The sequence below is a fragment of the Zoogloea ramigera genome, from assembly GCF_006539865.1.
GTDB lineage: Bacteria > Pseudomonadota > Gammaproteobacteria > Burkholderiales > Rhodocyclaceae > Zoogloea > Zoogloea ramigera.
In genome coordinates this window covers 1-21,100 of the sequence record NZ_BJNV01000060.1, presented here as the reverse complement: position 1 = coordinate 21,100, position 21,100 = coordinate 1, and the positions used below count along the sequence as shown (strand labels likewise).

15 protein-coding genes and 1 pseudogene are annotated in these 21,100 nt (G+C 69.5%); 9 read left to right on the top strand and 7 right to left on the bottom strand.

Translation table 11 applies throughout. The annotated features are described in order from the left end of the window. Positions 1-3: 3 nt before the first annotated feature. Both ZRA01_RS15585 and ZRA01_RS15580 read right to left on the bottom strand, forming a co-directional pair. Positions 4-603: a response regulator transcription factor gene (locus ZRA01_RS15585; RefSeq protein WP_141353867.1), complete on the bottom strand. Its 600-nt coding sequence runs from the start codon at positions 601-603 to the stop codon at positions 4-6. Next, positions 600-2,159, bottom strand: a complete 1,560-nt coding sequence (locus ZRA01_RS15580; protein WP_218028730.1) for an ATP-binding protein — start codon at positions 2,157-2,159, stop codon at positions 600-602. Before ZRA01_RS15580 ends, ZRA01_RS15585 begins: the two co-directional genes overlap by 4 nt. A gap of 161 nt (positions 2,160-2,320) precedes the next feature. Between ZRA01_RS15580 and ZRA01_RS15575 the strand changes: the two genes are divergently transcribed. Genes ZRA01_RS15575 through ZRA01_RS15560 form a run of 4 tightly spaced genes read left to right on the top strand, consistent with a single transcriptional unit; the run spans position 2,321 to position 5,218 of the window. Next, positions 2,321-3,589 carry a putative Na+/H+ antiporter gene (locus ZRA01_RS15575; protein ID WP_141353865.1) on the top strand — a complete coding sequence of 423 codons (1,269 nt, stop codon included), beginning with the start codon at positions 2,321-2,323 and terminating at the stop codon, positions 3,587-3,589. Next, the gene (locus ZRA01_RS15570) at positions 3,589-3,954 is read left to right on the top strand and encodes a hypothetical protein (protein ID WP_141353864.1); all 366 of its coding nucleotides are present in this window, start codon (positions 3,589-3,591) and stop codon (positions 3,952-3,954) included. Before ZRA01_RS15575 ends, ZRA01_RS15570 begins: the two co-directional genes overlap by 1 nt. 1 nt (position 3,955) lies before the next feature. After that, a complete protein-coding gene (locus ZRA01_RS15565; RefSeq protein ID WP_141353862.1) occupies positions 3,956-4,453 on the top strand; it encodes a universal stress protein in 498 nt (165 codons plus the stop codon). Positions 4,454-4,468: 15 nt separating this feature from the next. Then, entirely contained in the window at positions 4,469-5,218 is a 750-nt protein-coding gene (locus ZRA01_RS15560; protein ID WP_141353860.1) for a 4-hydroxy-tetrahydrodipicolinate reductase, read from the top strand. Positions 5,219-5,294: 76 nt separating this feature from the next. On the opposite strand, the gene ZRA01_RS15555 is transcribed toward ZRA01_RS15560, so the two are convergent. Genes ZRA01_RS15555 through ZRA01_RS15535 form a run of 5 tightly spaced genes read right to left on the bottom strand, consistent with a single transcriptional unit; the run spans position 5,295 to position 12,817 of the window. Next, a complete protein-coding gene (locus ZRA01_RS15555; RefSeq protein ID WP_141353858.1) occupies positions 5,295-5,843 on the bottom strand; it encodes a hypothetical protein in 549 nt (182 codons plus the stop codon). A gap of 15 nt (positions 5,844-5,858) precedes the next feature. Further along, entirely contained in the window at positions 5,859-6,638 is a 780-nt protein-coding gene (locus ZRA01_RS15550; RefSeq protein WP_141353856.1) for a type IV pili methyl-accepting chemotaxis transducer N-terminal domain-containing protein, read from the bottom strand. A 1-nt stretch (position 6,639) separates the two neighbouring features. Then, on the bottom strand, positions 6,640-8,097 hold the full coding sequence (gene tldD, locus ZRA01_RS15545; protein WP_141353854.1) for a metalloprotease TldD: 1,458 nt from the start codon (positions 8,095-8,097) through the stop codon (positions 6,640-6,642). 23 nt (positions 8,098-8,120) lie between these two features. Continuing rightward, entirely contained in the window at positions 8,121-8,936 is an 816-nt protein-coding gene (locus ZRA01_RS15540) for a carbon-nitrogen hydrolase family protein (RefSeq protein WP_141353852.1), read from the bottom strand. Between the two features lie 20 nt (positions 8,937-8,956). Then, positions 8,957-12,817, bottom strand: a complete 3,861-nt coding sequence (locus ZRA01_RS15535) for a YhdP family protein (protein ID WP_170182992.1) — start codon at positions 12,815-12,817, stop codon at positions 8,957-8,959. Positions 12,818-12,998: 181 nt separating this feature from the next. On the opposite strand from ZRA01_RS15535, the gene glnE reads away from it, so the two are divergent. From glnE to ZRA01_RS15510, 5 genes and pseudogenes are all read left to right on the top strand, one after another. Beyond that, positions 12,999-15,692, top strand: coding sequence for a bifunctional [glutamate--ammonia ligase]-adenylyl-L-tyrosine phosphorylase/[glutamate--ammonia-ligase] adenylyltransferase (gene glnE, locus ZRA01_RS15530; RefSeq protein ID WP_141353848.1), 2,694 nt, complete (start codon positions 12,999-13,001; stop codon positions 15,690-15,692). 306 nt (positions 15,693-15,998) lie between these two features. After that, positions 15,999-17,765 carry a DEAD/DEAH box helicase gene (locus ZRA01_RS15525; protein ID WP_141353846.1) on the top strand — a complete coding sequence of 589 codons (1,767 nt, stop codon included), beginning with the start codon at positions 15,999-16,001 and terminating at the stop codon, positions 17,763-17,765. A 136-nt stretch (positions 17,766-17,901) separates the two neighbouring features. Further along, a complete protein-coding gene (locus ZRA01_RS15520) occupies positions 17,902-18,336 on the top strand; it encodes a c-type cytochrome (RefSeq protein ID WP_141353844.1) in 435 nt (144 codons plus the stop codon). A gap of 370 nt (positions 18,337-18,706) precedes the next feature. Beyond that, positions 18,707-20,530 (top strand): ATP-dependent zinc metalloprotease FtsH, encoded by a 1,824-nt coding sequence (ftsH, locus tag ZRA01_RS15515; protein WP_141353843.1) that lies wholly within the window; start codon positions 18,707-18,709, stop codon positions 20,528-20,530. Positions 20,531-20,847: 317 nt separating this feature from the next. Continuing rightward, positions 20,848-21,100, top strand: a pseudogene (locus tag ZRA01_RS15510) (amino acid ABC transporter substrate-binding protein); the annotation flags it as partial.

Here is a 21,100-nt window from a genome sequence, read left to right as displayed (position 1 = left end):
CGCTCAGCCCAGGCTGAGCCGGACCAGCTCCGCGACGCTGGCGACACCCAGCTTGTCCATCATCCGGGCCTTGTGCACCTCGACCGTCCGCGGGCTGATGGCCAGCTCCGCGGCAATCTCGCGGTTGTGGCGGCCGGCCACGACACGCGCCATCACCTCCCGCTCCCGGGGGGTCAGCCTGTCGAGGCGGCGCTGGATCTGGCTCCGGCTCGCGGCCGCGTCGGCGGCCTGGCGCTGCCGCTCGAAGGCTTCCGCGATGGCGGCCAGCAGGCGCGCACCGTCCAGCGGCTTCTCGAGGAAATCCACCGCCATCGCCCGAAACGCCTCGCGGGCCGAATCCACGTCGCCGTGCCCGGTCATGATGACCACCGGCAGGTCGCACCCGAGCTCGAGCAGCTTCTTCTGCAAGCTGAGGCCGTCCATTCCCGGCATTCGGATGTCGAGCAGCAGGCACCCATGCCAGTGGGGCTTGAGGGCCCTGAGAAAGCTGTCGGCATCGGCGAACACCGCGAGGCGGTAGTCATGGACGCCCAGCAGCAGGCCGAGGGCATCACGCACGGAGGGGTCGTCATCGACGATGAAGACCGTCAGGTTGTCGGTCATGGGCGTGGAGTTTCCTGGATCGGTAGAACGAGCTTGAACACGCCGTGGTCTGCCACCTCGCCCCACAGGCGGCCCCCATGGGTTTCGGCGATGGCCCGGCTGATCACGAGCCCGAGGCCGAGCCCGCTCGACTTGGAGGAGTGGAAGGACTCGAAGGCGCGCTCGAGGTCCTGGCGGCCGAGGCCCGAGCCGGAATCCTCAACGCAGATCGAGACCAGCTCACCGGGCAGGCGCTCGGCGCGGATCGAGACCTGCCGTGCACCAGCGTCAGCGGCCGCAACCGCATCGAAGGCGTTGGACAAGAGGTTGCGCAGCACCACTTCGAGCTGCAGCCGGTCGGCCAGCAGCATGAGCTCCGGCATCTCCGCCACGCAGAACCCGACCCCGCTCTGCCGGGCCTTGGCCTGGTAGTGCGCCGCCGCCGCGGCGACGATCTCGGCCAGCGGCACGGCCTCGAGCTTGGTCGCCCCGGTGCGGAAGAAATCGCGCAGCCGGCGGACCACCTCGCCGGCACGCCGGGCCTCGGCGCGCATCCCGTTGATGGCCGCGTCAAGCCGGGCACCGCCCTCGCCCCTGGCCTGAAGCGCGTCGTAGGCCGAGGCATAGGCCCCCATCGCCGTCAGTGGCTGGTTGAGCTCGTGGGCCAGCGCGCCAGCCATCTCGCCGGCCGCCGCCAGCCGCAAGGTCTGGCGCAGCTCGTCGCTGGTCCGGCGCTGCTCGTCCACGACCCCGCCGATGAAAAAGCCGATGAGCGCCATCACGACCGCCAGCATCTGCAGCTCGGCCACCGTCACCGCGCTGAAATCAAGCAGCTGGACGGCGGCGATCACGCCGACCTGCAGCAGGGTCGCCGACACGATCGCCCCGGCCATGCCCTGCCGCGCCGAGGCCCAGACGATGGGCAGGAAAAGGAAATAGAAGAGCTTGAAGCCGCCATCCCCACCCAGCCCGAACGCGACCCACAGCGCCAGCAGGCCGAGCAGCGAGTAGCCGAGCGTCTCCCAGCCCACCAGCGCCGCCCGCAGCGCCAGCCGGCCGCGCTCCCCACTGAGCCACCAGAACAAGGGCATCGCCACGGTGATGCCCACCGCGTCCCCCACCCAGAACTGCAGAACGCCGGTCAGCCAGCCACCGGGGGGTAACAGACCCAGCACATGCAGGCTGCTCACATACACCAGGCTGTTGAGCAGTGTGCCGAACACCACCGGCAGCATCCAGCCGAGCAAGGCGGCCCGATCGTCGAGCAGGGTCGAAGGCGACATTCGCCGCACGAGCGCCTCGCTGAGCAGCAGGTAGCCGGCGGCAAGGATGAGCGCCGACAGCAGGCTGTCCCACCACGGAGACGGCAGGCCGCGCACCAGATACTCGCTGAGCAGCACCGCCCCCACCAGCACGGGCCTCGCCCCGGGGCCCCGACGCAGCAGGAACACCAGGCCGAGCGCCGGCGCCGGGTTCCAGGGCGTGATGTTGAGGCCATGCAACGGATGAATGAAGCTGGCCGCATCGAGGGCCACATAAAGCCCGACGAAACCGAGGGTGATCAGGTGCTTGTGCAAGGAGGGAGCGACGCGAGCCGTGACAATCAACGAATTGTGGCGCAAGCGGCCCGATCGGGTAACACGGGAAACACCTACGCGCTCCCGCTAAGTGGTCCCCGAATTTCCCTCCTTGCTCCCGCCGGGTACCTTAAGGCTCGATTCCCGACCTTGCCTCGACCATGGGCCTCCCGGCTGCCACCCTTCCCGAGATCCTTGCCGCCACCATCTTTGCGATCGCGGTCATCCATACCTTCTCCACCCGTTTCTTCGCCCATCTGGCCCACCTCCAGCCCCGCCACGCAGGCCTCTGGCACCTGCTGGGGGAAGTCGAGGTGGTCTTCGGCTTCTGGGCCTTCGTGCTGATCGCCTCGCTGTTCTGGCTGTCCGGCCAGGACGCGGCCGTCAGTTACCTCGAAGGGCGAAACTTCACCGAACCCATGTTCGTCTTCGTGGTGATGGTGATCGCGGCGAGCCGGCCGATCGTGACCACCGTGATCAACGCAGTACGCCTGCTGGCCGCGCTGATCCCCGTCCGCAAGGTGCTGGCGGTGTATTTCCTGTGCCTCGCCATCGTGCCCCTGCTGGGTTCCTTCATCACCGAGCCGGCGGCCATGACGCTGGCGGCCCTGATGCTGCGCGACCGCTACTTCAGCCGGGGGCTCTCCAACCGCCTCAAGTACGCCACCCTCGGCATGCTCTTCGTGAATGTCTCGATCGGCGGGACGCTGACCCACTTTGCCGCCCCGCCGGTCCTGATGGTGGCTGCCAAGTGGCAGTGGGACACCCCGTTCATGATCACCCATTTCGGCTGGAAGGCGGCCGTCGCGGTCTTCGTGAACGCGGTGGTACTCACCTGGCTGTTCCGCCGCGAGCTGATCACCAAGGGGAACACCGACGAGCACACCGGCCGTGCGCCAATGCCCCTCGCGATGGCCGGGATCCACCTCGCCTTCCTGTTCGGTGTGGTCCTCTTCGCCCACCATCCGGTGGTGTTCATGGGGCTCTTCCTGTTCTTCCTGGGCTTCACGGAGGCCTACAAGGCCCACCAGGACCGCCTCATCCTGCGGGAAGGGCTGCTGGTGGCCTTCTTCCTGGCGGGGCTGGTCGTCCTGGGCGGGATGCAGCAGTGGTGGCTCCAGCATGCCCTGGTGGGCGTCGAGCCCACCTTGCTGTACTTCCTGGCCACGGCCCTGACCGCCGTGACCGACAACGCCGCGCTGACTTACCTGGCGTCCCTGGTGGAGGGCGTCTCCCCCGAGTTCAAGTACGCCATCGTCGCCGGCGCGGTGACGGGCGGCGGCCTCACCTTCATCGCCAACGCCCCCAACCCGGCCGGCGTGGCGATCCTCAAGTCATCCTTCGACGACGAGTCGATCAGCCCGATGGGGCTGTTTCTGGCCGCCTTGCCGCCGACCTGCGTGGCGATCGTGGCGTTCCAGGTGCTGTGATGCCGGTCGCAGGGCTGCTCCTTCGCTCGCGCCCCCTCCAGTGGCTGCTGACGCAGGCCGTCCCGCAGCTGCGGGCCTGGCCGCCGCGCGAGTGGCCGGCGGTGCTAGGCAGGGCTAGTGCGGCCGAATACGACCGGATCGAGCGGGTCGGCCTGCTCGCCGGGCTCGCCCTCGTCACCTGGCTGCTGCGGCCAGCAGAAAGCCCCGGCGCCGACGTACTGCGGGTCTTCATCAGCCAGGTGCTGGTGGCCACGCCGCTGCTGCTGCTCGTCCTCGGGCCGCTCTACCTGAGGCGGCTCCGCCGGGGCGTGGAGACTCTCCACAAACTTCGACACGACAAAGACCGACCCTCCCGAGGAGCTTGAAATGGGAAATCCCGCCCACGCGACCCCGGCCGGGGAGCAGGCCCGAAGCGGGCCGGCGCCGCAACGCTTGCTGATCCCGATCGACGCCACCGAGGCATCGCGCCGAGGCGTGCCTTACGCGATCGCGCTCGCGAGGCAGGTGGAGCCCGTGGAGGTCTGCCTGCTCTACATCGTGGCGCCGGTCCGTGACTGGGAGGTCCTGCGTTTCCGGACCGAACAGGAGATCCACCGGCATTTTCAGTCGCGGGCCGAGCGTTTTCTGGCGGAAGCATCGGCGCCGCTGAAGGCGGCCGGCATCCCGTGCAAAGCCTGCTTTCGAGAGCAGGAACCGGTGTTCGGCATCCTCGACCTCGCCGAGCAGCTGGAGTGCACGGCGATCGTCCTGCCGAGGCCGGACTGGCTGGACTTCCGCAGCAGCGGCCTGGTCCGCCGGCTCAAGCGGGCCCGGCGGCCGACTCCCGTGATCCTCGTCGCTGCCGACGGATCGGTAGCGCAATGAGATGGTGAATATCAGATGCTCAAGATAGGCCTTATCGGCTATGGCAAGGCAGGGCAAGCCGTGGCGAACGTACTCGGTGCAGACCCAAGCCTGAAACTCGAATGGATCGCAAAAAGAACGAACCTGGGCACGGACCGCGTATTGAGCGATGGCGCAACGCCAGTCATCGGCCTGGACGCGATCGACCTCCCCGAATGGCTCGACGCGCATCCGGTCGATGCGCTGGTCGATTTCTCCAGCCCGGAAGCGGTGCATCTTTACGGAGAGGAGGTGCGTCGGCGCAAGCTGATGCTGGTCACCGGGATATCCGCCTACAGTGACGTCGAGCTGGCCTACATCCGGTCACTGGGCGAAACGGCCCGGGTCATCTGCTCCCCCAACATGACGCTGGGGATCAACTTCGTGATCCTCGCAGCCAAGCTGCTCCGCGAGATCGCCCCCCACGCGGACATCGCCATTCTCGAGGAGCACTTTCGCAACAAACCTGAGGTCTCGGGGACGGCACGCAAGATCGCCGAGGCCCTGGATGTCGAGGACGAAAGCATCACTTCGCTGCGGCTCGGCGGGATTGTCGGACACCATGAGGTCGTGTTCGGCTTTCCGTATCAAACGGTGCGGATCAGCCATGACTCCATCCGGCGCGAGGCCTTCGGCACGGGCGCCGCATTTGCATTGCGGGAACTGGCAACGCAAACCGAACCGGGCTACTACACGTTTGAAGAACTCTTGATGCAGCGAATGCGCAGCCAATGGCTGCACGCCTGAACGACACCATCACGGAACGCATGAGAGCCGCCCATACGGGGCCAGCGTCAACGCCCCGTACCCCTGGCCTCCCCTGTCACGGCCGGATCTGGATGCCCCAGCCGAAGCCGCCGTAGGGCGCGAAGCGCGGATGGCGGTAGGGGTAGCCGAAGGGATAGCTGCGGTAGGGCCAGAACGGGTCGGCGTAGGGCGCGCTGCGCCGGTAGCGTTCGGCGTCTGCCTGGGCGCGCTTGAGGGCGGCGGCCTGTTCGGCGTCGCGTCGGGCCCGCACCGCGGCGGCCTCGTCCTGGGCCCAGCGGGTGTGGGCCTCGTTGAGGGCGTCGAGCACCTCGGGCGCGACCCCCTGGGCCTTGAGGCGCACCGCCTCGGATGGGCTGATCGGGTGGCGGGTAGCGGTGCGGCGGATCTCGTCGAGCAGGGCCTCGCTGCCCTGCCCGGCGCGGGAACGGGCCACCACCTCGTCGAGGCTGAGCGGCGCAGCCGGCTGGCGGGCGCGTTCGATTTCGGCCAGCGCCGCGGGGTCGAGGCGCTGGATGGCCTGGGGCGAGGCGTTCGGCGTGGCACACGCAAACTGCAGCAGCGACGCCGCGACGACTGCCGCGAGGCTCAGGTTTCGAGCGGCCATGGCACCCTCCCAGTTTTACAGGCGTTCGTAGAGGCCTACCACCAGATCCATCTGTTCAAGGATGCGCTCGCTGGTGGTGCCCACATCGGAGGCCGCCTTGACCCGATCGGTGGCGGCCCGCATCTGCAGCGCGTTCTGGAAGAAGAACCACTGCTGCTCGACCAGCGCCAGCTCGGACTTGATCTGGGCGGTGCTCTGGGGGGCGGCCTTGAGATCGTCGTGGGCCTTGGCGAACTCCTTCATGGCCGCGTCGAGCATGCTGCCCGCCTCGGCCGTATTGACCCCCATCTGGCGGAACAGGTAGGCCTTGGCCATGCGCTGGGACAGCATGCGCTGACGGCCCGACAGGTTGACGAGCTTGCCGCTGCTGGTGCCGGCCGCCTTCTCGTAGGCCACGGTCAGCGCCTGGGCCGCGGCGAGCACGGCCTCGCTGTGGGTCCACACCGCCTTGGGGTCGGCGCGGACGTCGGCCAGCAGGGGGCGATAGGCTCGCCATTCCTGGTCGAGCGTCTGCGCCAGGCCGCGGATGTCGTCACCGGGCTGGAGCGTCTTGAGCTCGCCGAGGATCTGCTCGAAGGACGCCAGGGACTGGGCCAGGATGCTCTTCGCCCGCTCCGGCAGCACGCCCTGCACCAGCAGCAGCCAGGCCTTGGCGCCGCGCAGGGACAACATGCGCAGGCGGCCTGACTTGTTGATCGCCACCGGCAGGCTGAGGGCCGTGCCGGCCACCGGCGCCGCCGTGCCGGACAGCAGGCCGCTGGCAGCGGCGAAGATCAGGAAGTCGCGTCTCTGCATGTCAGGCTCCGGTTCCGCCGACGGTCAGGCCGTCGATGCGCAGGGTGGGTTGGCCGACCCCGACCGGCACGCTCTGGCCATCCTTGCCGCAGGTGCCGACGCCCGGGTCGAGGGCGAGGTCGTTGCCGATCATCGAGACGCGGGTCAGGCAGTCGGGGCCGTTGCCGATCAGGGTGGCGCCCTTGACCGGGCGGGTCACCTTGCCGTCTTCGATGAGGTAGCACTCGGAGGTCGAGAAGACGAACTTGCCCGAGGTGATGTCCACCTGCCCGCCGCCGAAATTGACCGCGTAGAGGCCGTTCCTGACCGAGGCGATGATCTCGGCCGGCTCATGCTGGCCGGCCAGCATGATGGTGTTGGTCATGCGCGGCAGCGGCAGGTGGGCGAAGGATTCACGGCGCCCGTTGCCGGTGGGCGCGACGCCCATCAGGCGCGCGTTGAGCATGTCCTGCATGTAGCCGGTGAGGATGCCGTCCTCGATCAGCACGGTGCGCTGGGTGGGGTTGCCCTCGTCGTCGATGGTGAGCGAGCCGCGGCGGTCGGCGAGGGTGCCGTCATCGACCACCGTGACGCCCTTGGCCGCCACCTGCTGGCCGATGCGGCCGGCGAAGGCAGAGCTCTCCTTGCGGTTGAAGTCGCCCTCCAGGCCGTGGCCGATGGCCTCGTGGAGCAGGATGCCGGGCCAGCCGTTGCCGAGCACCACGGTCATCGAGCCGGCCGGCGCCGGGCTGGCGCCCAGGTTGACGCGGGCCTGGTGCACCGCCGCCTTCGCGTAGTCGCCGAGCACCGCATCGCTGAAGTGGCCGTAGTCGTAGCGCCCGCCGCCGCCCGCCGAGCCCTGCTCACGGCGGCCGTTTTCTTCCATGATCACGGTGACCGAGACACGCACCAGCGGGCGAATGTCAGCCGCCAGGTGGCCGTCGCTGCGGGCCACCAGCACCACTTCCCAGGTGCCGACGAGGCTGGCCATGACCTCCTTGACCCGCGGGTCCTCGGCGCGGGCCATCGCCTCGAGGCGCTCGAGCAGCTTCACCTTGGCGACGTCGTCGAGCGAATCGTGTGGGTTGCCGGCGCCATACAGGGCCAGCGGCGGCTTTTTGACGGCCTCGATCTTGTGGGTCTTGCGGCGCCCGGCGGCGGCGATCGCGCGGGTCGCGTCGGCGGCGTCCTTGAGGGCCTTCAGGCTGATGTCGTCGGAGTAGGCGAAGGCCGTCTTCTCGCCGGTGATGGCGCGTACGCCAACCCCCTGCTCGATGTTGAAGCTGCCCGACTTGACGATGCCCTCTTCAAGGCTCCAGGCCTCCGAGCGGTGGTACTGGAAGTACAGGTCGGCGTAGTCGAGCTTGTGGCGGAAGAGCTTGCTGAAAACCTTGTCGAGGTCCTCGAAGTCGAGGTCGTAGGGCTTGAGGAGCAGCTTGCTGGCGGTCTTCAGCGGATTGGGGGGCAGGTTCTTGCTCATGGGCTTTCGATTCGTGAAGACGGTTACTTGATCTTGCGATGGCGCAGGGCCGGCAGGCTGGCCCGCACCCCGGCGATGCGGGCCGGGTCGACGTCGGCCACCACCACCCCCGGGCCTTCGGGCAGGCTGGCGAGCACCTCGCCCCACGGGTCTATGATGATGCTCTCACCCCAGGTCTTTCGGCCATGGGGATGTGTCCCGCCCTGGGCACTGGCGAGCACGTAGCACTGGTTTTCGATGGCGCGGGCACGCAGCAGCACCTGCCAGTGGGCGCGGCCGGTGGTGTGGGTGAAGGCGGCGGGCAGCACGATCAGGCTGACGTCGCCCATTGCCCGGAAGAGCTCGGGAAAGCGTAGGTCGTAGCAGATCGACAGCCCGACCTCGCCGCAGGGCCCCTCAAAGCACACCACCTCGTTGCCGGCCTCGATGGTGGCGGCCTCGTCGTAGCGCTCGCGGCCGGATTCGAAGCCGAACAGGTGCACCTTGTCGTAGCGCGCCACCCGGCGCCCGGTGTCGTCGAAGACGAGGGTCGAGTTGCGCACCTTGTCGGGGGCTTCGGCGGCCAGCGGGATCGAACCGCCGACCAGCCAGACCTTGTGGCGCCGCGCGGCGTCCTTGAGGAAGGCCTGCAGCGGGCCCTCGCCGTCGCGCTCGCGGATGCGGATCTTGGCGGTCTCGTCGGGGCTCATCAGCGGGAAGTATTCGGGCAGCGCCACCAGGCGGGCGCCCTGGGCGGCGGCCTCGCCGATCAGCCGGTCGGCCTCGGCGAGGTTGGCGTCCACGTCGGGGCCGGAGATCATCTGCACGGCGGCAATGCGGCAAAGCTGGGGGCTGTTCATGGGGCTTCCTTGCACTCGGGCTATTTCGTGGGCGCGGCCACCGGGACGGCCGCCAGCTTTTCCACCTTGGGGTCGGACCAGTTGCCGGTCACGGCGTATTCGAAGCTGAAGAGTTTTTCCACCGGGTCGCGCAGGGCTTTCTGCACGAGGTAGGTGGCCACCCCGACCATCGGGTGGATGGCTCCCATGGAGGCGATGGCGGAACCAACGGCGACCGACTCGGACAGGGTCGGCTGGACCTTGACCCGCAGGTTTTGCGACTCCTTCACCGCATCGGCCTCGCCGCTCATGAAGACCTTGGCGGCCGGGCCGCTGAGTTCGAGGTCTTTGGTGCCCAGCACACCATTCTTCATCTGGATGCTACCGGAAACCTGGTCGAAGGCGAATCCCTGGGAAAACACGTCGCGGAAGTCGAGGGTGATCCGCCGCGGCAGCGCCTGCAGGCTGAGCACCCCGAGCAGCCGCCCGACCCCCGGCTCGAGCTGGGCGAACTGGCCGTTTTCCACCGCCACCTGCATGTGGCCGCCCAGGCTGGGCAGGTGCAGCGCGGTGGGTGGCCCCCTCCAGGCGATCTCGCCGGCCAGGCTGCCGCGGCCGCGCCGCACCGCCTCGGGGTAGCCGAAGCGGGCCAGCAGCTTCTCGACGCTGGCCACCTCGAGCCGGAAATCGAGGCGGGTTTCCTCGCGGGCGCCGGGGCGCCACAGGCCCTTGCCCGACAGCACGCCATCGGGGTTGGCAATGCTGAGCTGCTCGAGGCGCCAGGTTTCACCCTGGTTGGCCGCCTTCAGGTCGAGCCGCCCGAGCTGCCGACCGCGCAGCACAAAGCTGTCGGCGCTGATGTCGAGCCCCGGCAGCTCGGAGAGGCGCTCCTCGTCGGGCACCTCGCGCTCGGCCTCGCCGTCCTTGTCCGGGCTGCCGATGGCCAGCTGCTTGAAGCGCGCCTGCAACCGGCCGCGCCCCTGGTCGCGCCAGACGACGTCGCCGGTGGCCTCGCGGCTCGCCAGGCGCGCCTGCCAGCCGCCCTCCTCCATCACCGCCCGCAGGCGCACGTCGTTGAGGCGCTGGCCGAGCATCTGCAGCTCGCCCGCCCTTAACGCCACCCCGGAGATCGGGAAGGCATCGTCGCCCTCAGCGGCCCCTTCGGCCGGCGCACCGGACTTGCCGGCCAGGGCCTTGCGCCAGGCGTCGGCGTCGAGGCGGTCGGCGCTGGCCGACAGCATCACCCCCTTGTCACCGAGGCGCAGGGGCTCGTTGAGGGACATCCCACCGCGGGTGACGACGCTGCGCCCGCCCCGGTGCTGGCGCTGGAACTGGGCCTGAAACAGCGTGCCGGCCGCCAGCCGGAGGGTGTCACCCCCCGCGGCGCCCGCCGGCACGGCCAGCTCGAAGCGGAAGGGCAGGCTCGCCGCGGCCGACTTGTTGAGCGGGTCGGGCAGGCTGGAGACAATCCCGTTCAGGTTGCTGTCGAGCACGAACTCAACGCCGCCCTTCTTCGGCACCGTGACCGCGCCCTTCCAGGCCGTGCTGCCCGACAGATGGTCGAGGAGCGGCAGATCGACAGCCTGGCGCAGGCCCACCACGCTCAGGGTGCCCTGGGTATTGAGCACCACGCTGCCGTCGGGGCGCGTGCCGCCGCTCACCGTCACCGGATCGCCGAACACCCGGGCGCTGCCGTTCTTCACCACCAGCTGGCTCTCGGTGAAGGCCACCCGCCCGCCGGCGTCGGCGAACACCGGCAGCGCCGGGTCGACCTGCAGCGCGTTGCGGGCAAAGTGGTACTCGCCCTTCACCCGCGAGGCCTCGATCCTGGCCAGGGGCAGCACGAGCTGCAGGTCGAGGCTGCCCACGCCCTCGACGCGGAAGGGGTCGGTGACGTGGTTGATGCTGGCCGCCACCGGGCTCTCGGCGATGAAGCGCAGGAAATCCTGGGTCGGGCCGCTGGCCGTGCCGCGCACCGTGAGCACGTCGTTGGATTCGAAATCCGGCAGCACCGCGGTGACGTCTTTCAGCTCGGCGCCGAAGATGCGCCCGCGGTTGGCCTTGATGCGCATCCCGGCGCCCTCGAAGAGCAGCTCGCCGGAGATGCCCTCGATCTTGGGCCAGCCCGGGGCGTAGTCGAGCAGGCCGTCGGTGACCCGGGCGGTGACACGGAAGGTGCCGTCCTTCGGGTTGCGGAACGGGAACTTTGCCAGGTCGCCCTTCAGCACCAGCCGCGCGTCCTCGGCCTTGCCGCCGGCCAGGCTGTGCTCCAGCCAGTCGCGGGCCGCCTTGCCCACCACGGCGGGCATGTAGCGCCACACGGCGCGGGCGTCGGCCTCAGTCAGGCGGGCCTGCAGGTCGATCTCGCCCGGCGTGTCGCGGCTGGCCCGGTAACGCCCGGCGGCCGAGCCGCGGGTGTCCGGGTTGGCGAAGCTGGCGCTGGCCAGCGTCACCTCCAGCACCCCGTCCGGGTGGCTCCAGCTGCCGTCGGCGGCCAGCTCGGCCAGGGCCAGGCGCGGCGCGGGGAAGAGCTGCGGCAGGTCGAGGCTGGCGTCGCGGCCGCTCAGGCTGAAACGCCCACCCTTCTCGTTGCCCTCGATGCGCCCCGACAGGCCCGAGAAGCCCGGCCACGCCCCGACCGGGGCGATGCCCAGCCGGCTGAAGCGCGCATCCACCGCATAGCTGGCGAGGCGGCCTACCCCGACCGTCCATTTGACGTTGGCCGGCGCCACCTGGCCGGCCGGCGCCAGGGCCGCCAGCCGCGCCCGGAAGGCGGGGTCGAAGGGCAGCCGCCCGGCCAGCTGCGACAGCACCGACAGATCGAGCTGGCTGGCGACGAACTCGCCCCTGGCCGGCGCCTTGCCGCGGGGCGCGTCGAGGCGCAGGAAGAAGTCCATCGGCGCGAGCGTCAGGCCGTCGCGGGTCTGCAGGGACAGCTGACGGCCGCTCGCCTCGGTTACGCCGTCCTCGTCGCGGTAGCGCAGGCGGCCCGCGGCGCGGGCGAGGGGGATGTCGTCCAGCTCCGCCCCCAGGCGGGCGCGGGCGTCGCGCAGCGCGAAATCGGCGGTCACCCCGGCCAGCCGGCCGGCGGCAAGCTCCAGCCACACCCGCAGGCCGCCGGCGCCATCGACGTCGAGGGGGTAATCGGCCCACGGGCGCCAGGCGCCCAGCGCAGCGTAATCGAGGGCCGCGTAGAGCTCCCCGCGCCACTCGGCCAGGTTGGCCGGGTCGCTGCCGCGCAGGTCGCCGCGCACATCGAGGGCCGCCGCGAGCCGGGCCGGCGGCTGGGCCCGCAGGCCGAAACGGTGATGGGCGCCGCGGTTCTCGAGGCGGAACTCGAGCTTGTCGAGGGCCAGATCCTCGGCCCCGCGCAGAGCGTCGCACCACACCAGGCGGGCGTCGCGGATCACGATCTCGCGCTGGTCGAGCAGCCAGTGGGCAAAGTCGCCCTGCCCGCCTTCGGCCTTCACCGGCAGCCCGGCGACGAAGATGCGACCATCGGCGAGGCGCCGCACCGCCAGCTGCGGGCCGGCGATCTCCAGCCGGTGCAGGCGCAGGCGCATCAGCAGCAGCGAGGTCCAGCCCGGCTGGGCCTCGACCCGCTCGAGGCTGAGGGCCGGCTGGCCGGCGGCGTCACGGATCGTCAGCCCGCCGAGCCGGAAGGTGGGGCGCAGCCCCTGCCAGTCGGCCGACAGGCTGGCGATCTCGACGGGCAGACCGAGGGAGCGCGACAGCAGCCCGGCCACCTCGGCCCGGTAGGCCGGCACCTGGGGCAGCACGAAGTGGCGCAAACCCAGAAACAGCAGCCCGCCCGCAAGGTAGACCGCCAGCGCCAGCCAGGCCAGCCGGCGCAGCCACAGACGCGGCAGGTGCAGCGCGGAGAAGCGGCGCCCCTCAGCCACGCGGAAGAGCGCCGGAGACGGCGGCGGGATGGCTCACGGGGCGCTCAGCACAAGGCCGCCGGGCCCGAGAACACAGCCCCGCACGCGACGCATGCGGCATCAGGCTTGACGAAAATCAGTCCGGCAGACATAAGTCGGGGTCAACATAGACAATCTTGCATTCTACCAATCGGCCTCCACCATGTCCGAACAGCCCACGGCCCTGCCCCAACCCATCCTCGACGCCCTCGCCTGCTCGCGCTTCCTGCGCCGCCAGCTCGACAGCCGCAGCTGGCTCGCCCCGCGCCTCGCCGCCAGCATAGGCGCGCCCCTCGACGCCACCGCGATGCGTGATTTCCTGCGCGACGAGAAGGTCGACGACAACACCCTCAAGCCGGTGCTGCGCCGGCTGCGCGCCTGGGTGATCTGCCACGTGATGGTGCGCGACCTGGCCCGCCTGGCCGACCTCGCCGAGGTCACCGAGACCATGACCGTGCTCGCCGACATCGCCGTCGAAACCGCCCACGACATCGTGCGGGCCGGGCTCGTCGCACGCCACGGCATGCCGGTGTCGGCCGACGGCCGCGAGCAGGAGTTCATCATCATCGGCATGGGCAAGCTCGGCGGCCGCGAGCTCAACGTGTCGTCCGACATCGATCTGATCTATGTGTACCCCGAGGACGGCAGCACCGCCGGCCCCAAGATCATCGACAACTTCGAGTTCTTCACCAAGCTCGGGCGCGGCATCATCCAGGCCCTCAACGACCTCACCGGCGACGGCCAGGTGTTCAGGGTCGACATGCGCCTGCGCCCCAACGGCGACTCCGGCCCGCTGGTGGCGAGCTTCGACATGCTCGAGAACTACTTCATCACCCAGGGCCGCGAATGGGAGCGCTACGCCTGGATCAAGGCCCGCGTGATGACCGGCATCCGCAGCGCCGAGCTGGCCGACATCGCCCGCCCCTTCATCTTCCGCAAATACCTCGACTTCGGCGCCATCAACGCGATGCGCGACCTGCACGCCCAGATCCGCCGCGAGGTGGCCCGCAAGGACATGGCCCACAACGTCAAGCTCGGCCCCGGCGGCATCCGCGAGATCGAGTTCCTGGCCCAGGTCTTCCAGCTCATCCGCGGCGGGCGCGACACCTCGCTGCAGATCAAGCCCACGCTCAGGGTGCTCGACCGCCTGGCCGAGCGCGGCATCATCACCCGCGAGGCCGAGCAGCAACTGGCCGCCGCCTATGACTTCCTGCGCCGCGTCGAGCACCGCCTGCAATACCTCGACGACGCCCAGACCCACAACCTGCCCGGCAACCCCGACGACCAGGCGATCATCGCCCGCGGCATGGGCTTCGCCAGCTACGAGGCCCTGCTCGCCGAACTCGACACGCACCGGGAGATCGTCGGCAAACACTTCGACAGCGTCTTCGGCAACCCCACCGAGGCCGGCCACAGCCTCGACGAGCTGTGGTCCTGCGCCACCGACGAGGAGCGCAGCGCCGAAGAGTTCCGCCGCCTCGGCTACCCCGACGCCACCGCCGCCGCCCGCCGCCTTGCCGCGGCCCGCAGCGGCAGCCGCTACCAGCAGATGCCGCCGGGCATCCGGATGCGCTTCGACCCGCTGATCCCGCGGGTCATCGAAGCCGCCGCCGAGACCGCCGACCCCAACGCCACCTTCGAGCGCCTGCTCGACCTGCTCGACGCCATCAGCCGGCGCGGCTCCTACCTCGCGCTGCTGCAGCAGTACCCGCAGACCGTGCACAAGGTGGCCGAGCTGGTGGGCGCCTCGAGCTGGGCCGCCCAGTTCCTCAACCGCCACCCGATCCTCCTCGACGAAGCCCTCGACCCGCGCCTCCTCGAAGAAGAGCTCGACCTGCCCGCCTTCCGCGCCGAGCTCGCCCAGCAGCTCGACGAGATCGAGCCCGACATGGAACGCCAGATGGACCTGATGCGCGAGCAGCATCACGCCCAAGTCTTCCGCCTGCTCACCAAGGACATCGCCGGCAAGCTCACCGTCGAGCGCCACGCCGACTTCCTGTCGGCGCTGGCCGACATCATCGTCGACCTCGCCGTCAGCATGTGCTGGCGCAAGATCAAGAACCGCCACCGGGACGACCCCAAGTTTGCGGTGCTCGCCTACGGCAAGCTCGGCGGCAAGGAGCTCGGCTACGCCTCCGACCTCGACATGGTCTTCGTCCACGACGACGACGCCCCCGAATCCGCCGAGCTCTACACCCGCCTCGGCCAGCGCACCAACACCTGGCTGTCGGCCCAGACCCCGGCCGGCCAGCTCTTCGAGACCGACCTGCGCCTACGCCCCAACGGCGACTCCGGGCTGATGGTGGTGTCCCTCGCCGCCTTCCGCCAGTACCAGCTCGAGAACGCCTGGGTGTGGGAACACCAGGCCCTCACCCGCGCCCGCTTCTGCGCCGGCGACCGGGAGATCGGCGCCAAATTCGAGGCCATCCGCTGCGAAGTCCTGCGCCAGCCGCGCGAGCTCGCCAAGCTGCGCGAAGAAGTGCTGGCGATGCGCCAGCGCATGGCCGACGCCCACCCCAACAAGACCGAGCTGTTCGACCTCAAGCACGACCGCGGCGGCCTGATCGACGTCGAGTTCATCGTCCAGTACCTCGTCCTCGGCTACGCCCACCAGCACGCCAGCCTCACCGGCAACCTGGGCAACATCGCGCTGCTCGGGATGGCCGGCGAGCTCGGCCTGATCCCCGCCGACCAGGCCGCCGCCGTCGCAGACAGCTACCGCGAATACCGCCGCCTGCAGCACGGCCTGCGCCTCAACAACCAGGCCTCCCGCGTGCCCCGCGAGCAGGTCGCCGAGATGGCGCAGGGGGTGCGGAAGCTGTGGAATGGAGTCTTCGGGGACAGCCTCGAGGAATAAGCCGCCGCCCTCGTCACTCGCATTCCAGCCGGCCGGCGTGCCTCCCCCGCGCCCCGGCTGCGGCTGCACCCCCGCCGGGTCTGGAACGGGTGCCACCCACACAAAAGCGCCCGGCCCAATCCAAAAAAGTCAACACAAGCCGCCCCAAACCCGTACAATCCGGGCACCGTGCGCCCGCCAATCAGCGCACCGGCATTCCTTTCATATGTTTCGCCCGATCTCCCCGATCGCGAAATCTCTTTGCGCCCGCCCCGATTGGTGCCGCTCCCCGTGAGCGGTCAGGCCGTCGCAGGAGCACAAGACCCCATGACTCAAGCCGAATCCGCTGCCCAGGCAGCGGTTGCGATCAGCTTTTCCGATCTCGCCCTCTGCGAACCCATCCAGCGCGCCATTACCGAAACCGGCTACACCGTGCCCACCCCGATCCAGGCCCAGGCCATTCCGCAGGTTCTCGCCGGCGGTGACCTGATGGCTGCGGCCCAGACGGGCACCGGCAAGACCGCCGGCTTCACGCTGCCGATCCTGCACATCCTGGCCGAAGAGCACGCCCACAACATCAAGCCGGGCCGCCCCCGCTGCCTGATCCTCACCCCGACGCGCGAACTCGCCGCGCAGGTCGAGGAATCCGTCCAGACCTACGGCAAGCACCTCCCCCTCACCTCGATGGTGATGTTCGGCGGCGTCGCGATCAACCCGCAGATCACCCGCCTCAAGAAGAAGATCGACATCCTCGTCGCCACCCCGGGCCGCCTGCTCGACCACTGCACCCAGAAGACCATCGACCTCTCCGGCGTCGAGATCCTGGTGCTGGACGAAGCCGACCGCATGCTCGACATGGGCTTCATCCGCGACATCAAGAAGATCCTCGCGCTGCTGCCCAAGAAGCGCCAGAACCTGCTCTTCTCGGCCACCTTCTCCGACGAGATCAAGGCCCTCGCCGACGGCCTGCTGCACCAGCCCGGCTTCGTCGAGGTCGCCCGCCGCAACACCGCCTCCGAGCTGGTCACCCAGTCGGTGCACCTGTGCCCGCAGAAGGTGAAGCGCGAACTGCTCGCCTTCCTGATCAAGAAGCACCAGTGGTTCCAGGTGCTGGTGTTCACCCGCACCAAGCACGGCGCCAACAAGCTCGCCGAATACCTCGGCAAGCACGACATCCCGTCCGCGGCGATCCACGGCAACAAGAGCCAGTCGGCGCGCACCCGCGCGCTGGCCGACTTCAAGGACGCCAAGCTGCAGGTGCTGGTGGCCACCGACATCGCCGCCCGCGGCCTCGACATCGACCAGCTCCCGCAGGTGGTCAACTTCGAGCTGCCCAACGTCTCCGAAGACTACGTGCACCGCATCGGCCGCACCGGCCGCGCCGGCTCCTCCGGCGCCGCCGTGTCGCTGGTCGACCGTGAGGAGCTGCCGCTCCTGAAGGACATCGAGCGCCTCATGAAGCGCCTCATCGACAAGGTCGAGGTGCCCGACTTCGTGCCCTCCGCCGCGCCCCCCGACACCGACGAGCGCCCGCCCCGCGAACCCCGCCCGGCCCACCAGGGCAAGCGCGGCGAGCGTGAACGCCGCGAGCAGAAGCCGGCCCAGGCTGAAGGCAGCCGCCAGGGCAAGCCCCAGGGCCCGCGTCCCGCTCAGGGCCAAGGCCAAGGCCGCCCCCAGGGGCAAAGGCAAGGCGCGAGCCAGGGCCAGGGTCAAGGCCAGCAACGTGCCAAACCGCAAGGCCAGGCTCAGGCTCAAGGCGCCGCCCAGGGCATCGAGCGCGGCAACCGCGCCCAGCCGCAGGGCCAGCGTCGCACCGGCGGCGGCCAGCAGGACGACGACTTCGGCAACCGAGTCGACTACCAGCCCCAGAAAAAATCAACCTACCGCGACCCGGAAGCGCCCCGCGGCGGTGGTCATCGCCACGGCAACGGCGGCAACCCCAACCGGGGTACGCCCGCCGCCCTTGAAGAGGCCCGTCGCCAGCCGGTCACCCTGACCGGGCGCCGCACCGGCGAGGCCAAGCCCGCCCTCTTCACCAGCCCCCGCAGCAGCGGTGGCAGTGGCAACGGCGGCGGAGGCAACGGCAGCCGCTGAACGGCCTGAAGCCCCGGCTTCACACAAAGCCCGCCCCACTCCGGGGCGGGCTTTGTTGTCTGGAGATTTCGTATCGAAGCCGCGAAACTCCACGCCCCGCCGAGCGTCACACTCCACTTTCTCTGGAGCTTTCACCATGCGCCCTAACGCCAGCGCGCGCCACCTCACGTCACGCGTCGTACCGGCCTTGATCGCCTGCCTCACCTCGGGCATTGCGGCCGCCGACACAGCACGCCAGGGTGAGCAGGTTTACGAAGAGGTCTGCGCGGCCTGCCACGGCCGGGGCGTGGCCCGCGCGCCACAACTGGGCGACCGGCGCCAGTGGGCGCCGTTGATCCGCGAAGGCCAGCCCACGCTGACGGCCCACGCCTGGGTCGGTATCCGCGGCATGCCGCCTCGGGGCGGGCGCGCCGACCTGTCGCTGGAAGCCTTCGCCGGTGGCGTCGCCTACATGGCGCAGCGCGCCGGCGCCAACTGGCAGCCTCCCGACCCAGCCCTCCTCAAGCGCATCGAGGCCGAAGTGCGCAAACGGGAAGCACGCCTTAAGGCAAGGGGCGGCAAGGCCGACTAAACCCGCTGTCGCTCAGGGAATGAGCGACTTCACCCCGCCGTCCAACGCCCGCGGCTTTATCCCAGGTGGCTCGCCAGCGGAGGCCCGGTGGTGGTCGGCCCTGGCCTCGTCGAGGCATTTGAGGCCGACCCGCAACGCGGCGGAGTGTCTTCCGGATCGGCATTTCGGGGGGTAGCGCAAGGGGCGATGACCAAGTCTTTGGTTGCACGCCCCCCGCCCGCTCCGTGACGGGTTCCGCAGCCAGGCAGGACGCCCGCAGGAAGGAACCCGCACCAGGCGGACAAATCGGGGGGCCTGGCTTGAAGCCGGGCGGTCCACCCCCACATGCGATGCATTGCCTCTTCGCAGGCCTCACGTCTGCCCCGACTCCATGCAAAAGAAACTCCAGTTCAGCCTGTGGTACTTCGTCTTCGCGCTGCTCGCCGTGTTCACCCTCCACGACCTTTGGGTGCAGGTGCGCAGCGTCGAGCCCGTGCCCTACAGCGAGTTCCAGCGCATGGTGAAGGCCGGCGAGGTGAGCGAGATCGCGATCACCGAGAACGCCATCCAGGGCACTCTCAAGAAGCCCCTCGAGGACGGCCGCCAGAAGTTCGTCACCACCCGGGTCGACCCGTCGTTGGCCAAGGATCTGTCGCAATACGACGTGAAGTTCACCGGCGTCGTCGAGAACACCCTGCTCCGCGACATTCTCGGCTGGGTGCTGCCGGCGGTGATCTTCGTGGGGATCTGGATCTTCGCGATGCGCAAATTTGCCGGCAAGCAGGGCATGGGCGGCGGCTTCATGAACCTCGGCAAGAGCAAGGCCAAGGTGTACGTGGAGGCCGACACCGGCGTGAGCTTCGGCGATGTGGCCGGCGTGGATGAGGCCAAGGACGAGCTGAAGGAAGTCGTCGGCTTTCTGAAAGACCCGAAATCCTACGGCCGCCTCGGTGGCCGGGTGCCGAAGGGTGTGCTGCTGGTCGGCCCGCCGGGCACCGGCAAGACCCTGCTGGCCAAGGCGGTGGCCGGCGAGGCGGGCGTGCCCTTCTTCTCGATCTCCGGCTCGGAGTTCGTCGAGATGTTCGTGGGCGTGGGCGCCGCGCGGGTGCGCGACCTCTTCGAGCAGGCCCGGGCCAAGGCGCCGGCGATCATCTTCATCGACGAGCTCGACGCCATGGGCCGCGCCCGCGGCGCCTTCGGCGGCATGGGCGGCCACGACGAGAAGGAGCAGACCCTCAACCAGCTGCTGGTGGAGCTCGACGGCTTCGATTCGTCCTCCGGCCTGGTGCTGCTGGCCGCCACCAACCGCCCCGAGGTGCTCGACCCGGCGCTGCTGCGGGCCGGCCGCTTCGACCGCCAGGTGCTGGTGGACCGCCCCGACAAGAAGGGCCGCATCGCCATCCTGCAGGTGCACATGAAGAAGATCACCCTCACCCCGGGCATCGACGCCGACCAGGTGGCGGCGCTCACCCCGGGCTTCTCGGGCGCCGACCTGGCCAACCTGTGCAACGAGGCCGCCCTGGTGGCCACCCGCCGCGACGGCGTCGACGTGACGCTGCGGGATTTCACCGTCGCCATCGAACGCATCGTCGCCGGCCTCGAGAAGAAAAACCGGGTACTCAACGAGCACGAACGCACCGTCGTCGCCTACCACGAGATGGGCCACGCGCTGGTGGCGATGGGCCTGCCCGGCACCGACCCGGTGCACAAGATCAGCATCATCCCGCGGGGCGTCGGGGCGCTCGGCTACACCATCCAGCGGCCCACCGAAGACCGCTTCCTGATGACCCGCGCCGAGCTCGAGAACAAGATGGCGGTGCTGCTGGGTGGCCGCGCGGCGGAGCAGCTGGTCTTCGGCGAGGTATCCACCGGCGCCGCCGACGACCTGCAAAAAGTCACCTCGATCGCCCGCTCCATCGTGATGCGCTTCGGCATGCACGAGGAGCTCGGCAACGTGGCCTACGACAGCGACAAGACCAACTTCCTCGGCCAGGCCGCGCCCCAGGCCGCGGAGCGCAGTTATTCCGAGGAGACCGCCCGTGAGATCGACTGCGCGGTGCGCCAGATCGTCGCCAAGGCCTTCGAGCGGAGCTGCGCCATCCTGGCCGAACGGCGGGCCATCCTCGAAGACACCGCCCGCGACCTGCTGGCCCGCGAAACCCTCGACGAGGCCGACCTGAAGGCCATCCACGACCGGGTGACGGCGGAAGCCTGAGCAGGCGCCCCCCCAACGCTGAAGCCCGCCGGGCAGCTCGCCCCGCCCGCGTATCGGCGGCTGCCTTCAATGCTGCAGCCAGCGCCGGCAAGGCCCCTGCCGGCGCTGGCCACAGAGCGATCGACGATGCAGGCGGCACGCAGCACGTTGCGCGCATTGAATGCAGCATGCGAAGCCCGTATAGGCCGGGGCCGCCCGATGGCGCGCCTTCGGGCCCGGCACTTCCAGCAGCGAGCCTTGTCATGGTGGGCACCCGCGGGGCTACAATCGGCGGGAACATCTGCTTTTGCCCACCATCCCGCTCTGGAGGAATTGCCATGCACCGTTTCCGCACGCCCGCCCTCGCCCTCCTCGCCACCGCCACGCTCTTCGCCCAGCCGGCCACGGCCCAGGAGTCGGCGACCCTCAAGAAGATCAAGGACAGCGGCACCATCTCCCTCGGCCACCGTGAATCGTCGATCCCCTTCTCGTACTACGACGACAAGCAGCAGGTGGTGGGCTACAGCCAGGAGCTACTGCTGAAGGTGGTGGATGCGGTGAAGGCTGAGCTCAAGCTGCCGAACCTCACCG